Genomic DNA, 2,265 nt, shown 5'->3' with positions numbered 1-2,265 from the left:
CAGACCGCCTGGATCAACGACCCGGCCAAGCGCCGCGAACCCGCACCACAAATCTCATAGCATTACGACCGTCTCACTGGACTTGAAATCTTCCGTTCTGGCACGACCCGAGTCCGTACGTTTCCAAGCTCCCGGAGCTGCTGCCGGCACTTCCGCCCGGAGCACGTGCCTTCGCCTCACATCCGGAGCACTACGACTTCTCGGCCCCTCGCTGCATCAAGGACCTGAGGCCCCAGGCACTGCCCGCCGCTGCCGATCCACTGGCGCAGTACGAGATCCATTTCGCCTGGTCAGGATGCGAGGAGGACGTGCTCACCATTCGGTACAGCGGAGTCAAGAGCGTTCAGATCACGTCTGACGACGGGGGGCCAATCGAGCTGTCCGACTTCAACTCCGTCCGCCTGGACGAAGTCCTGCCGGACGAGGCCGGATGCAGTCACGAGCTGAGACTAACGACCGCCACGGTACGCATTGTGTGCGCGGACCTCAGGGCTGAGTGGGCAAGCGTCGACGTCTGAGGCGTGCCCCTTCCGTGCCCGATCGTGCGGGGAATCAGGGGGAACCACGGAGGCGAGCAGGCACCGCATAACACGGCGGCCCCTGACCGAATGGGCCGGTCAGGGGCCGTTCACCTGCGGTGGGTGTGGGATTTGAACCCACGGTGACATCGCTGCCACGACGGTTTTCAAGATCGCTCAGGTGCTGTTGGCGCCTCGCATCCGCACCTGCGCGGGGAAGCCGGGGTTGTGTACGTCGACCCGCAAGCCTCGTCCACCCGCCACCACTCGACGCGCACCCGCCTGGGCAATCAGTTCGCGGCCTTTGCAGGGAAGCGAACCAGGGGAACCGGCATCAGGCAGAGCGCGAAGACGATCTGCGCCAGGACTGGGACGAAGAGCAGCGCCACGAAGTTCTGGAAGAGCAAGAACCATGTGGGCAGGAGGAGCAGCCCCGCTAGACGGATACGGAATGCCGCCCCCTTGCGCTCGTTGAGCAGCCCGAACAGCAGGATTATCAGCAGAGAGGGGATGCCCACAGCCAGCCCCACCCCGGCAATGGAGTCGTCCCACAGGTAGTAGGCGGTGTCCTCCCAGTACGAGCGGGTGCGGGGGTAGGACACAAGCTCGTGCTGGCGAGGGGCCGTGAGGGCATAAACGAGCCATGCCGCCACCCAGATCAGCAGGTAACGACCGGTGGCATCGGCGAGGCACAAGCCCACACGGCCGAGTCGGCGCCAGGGAGTGGTGATCACGAAGGGCATAGCACATAGTGACATGCCTTTTGAACGCGTTCAAGAAGACGAAGGGATAGGCCAGGGAGTGACTGGCAGTCCGGTCAGCGGCACAGCAGCGGGGTACCGCAACCACAGCAGCACTGGCGGCCGCACCAGATTGGGCGGTTGCGATCAGCGCCTGAGGGCTGGCGGATTCGTTCTCTCTCGCCGGGAGGGCGATGGCCTGCGAGCCTGCCGCATGCTGTGGCGGTGCTCCGGCCGACGCGTCTGGTGGAAGTGGGCGGAGCGTCCGGGCGACCCGCTGGAGGTCTGCCCGCACCCAGAGCCGTTCCGGTCCTGACATCTACGGCTGACATCAACACCGACGCACAGCCGCACCCTTGAGCGACCCAACACGGCAGTTGGAGCCCCAGGCGTACCTGAGGCTGAGGGCCAGCGATCGAACTCCTAAAGCGGGTGTCGAGCAGCCCGGGCCGTCACGTGGTGCATGATCGTGGTCCAGGGGAGTTGCCGGTCTGCTGGCTCTTCGCGGGGTTCATGGAGTGGCCAGACGTCAGGGCCGTGGATGAGCTCTACGTCCGCCTTTCGTAGGGCGGCGACATGCCTGTCCCACGCCGGGTGTCGTACGTGTGCTGCGTTGACCCGCGGGAACACCACGATGGGGACGCCGATCGTGCCGAGTGCCTCGCTCACTTGCGTCAGTGCTTGGTTGTCTGCGATGCCCGCTGCGAGCTTGGCAACGTAGTTCGCGCTTGCAGGGGCGACGACGTAGCAGTCGGCGACAGGGTGTGGGCGAGCCTCGGTCGGTAGGCGAGGCGTATCCCGGACTGGCAGGCCAGTTACCGCTTCTAGTCGGTCCAGTTCGCCGTTCGCCCGCAGTCAATGGCCGGCATTAGGGGTCAGGGTCACGGCTACCTGCCAGCCGAGGGCCATGGCCCCTCTCTGTCAGCCTTTGGCGAGACGTCCCGTTTCGGCGGGTTAGCCTGAGAGGGCACGACAGGAGAACCACCCCCTCATGACCAGCACCAAGC

The 2,265-nt window shown here is 65.3% G+C and carries 2 protein-coding genes; both read right to left on the bottom strand.

All coding sequences use genetic code 11. The features are described 5' to 3' along the window. Positions 1–808 precede the first annotated feature (808 nt). A complete protein-coding gene (locus tag ABT078_RS42420) occupies positions 809–1,120 on the bottom strand; it encodes a hypothetical protein (protein ID WP_351237812.1) in 312 nt (103 codons plus the stop codon). Positions 1,121–1,681: 561 nt separating this feature from the next. Next, on the bottom strand, positions 1,682–2,068 hold the full coding sequence (locus ABT078_RS42415) for a flavoprotein (protein ID WP_351237814.1): 387 nt from the start codon (positions 2,066–2,068) through the stop codon (positions 1,682–1,684). Between the last annotated feature and the right edge of the window lie 197 nt (positions 2,069–2,265).

It is taken from the genome of Streptomyces sp. NPDC002133 (assembly GCF_040296405.1).
Lineage (GTDB): Bacteria > Actinomycetota > Actinomycetes > Streptomycetales > Streptomycetaceae > Streptomyces.
Note: the sequence above shows the minus strand (reverse complement) of the source record. Positions and strands in the feature narration are given on the sequence as shown.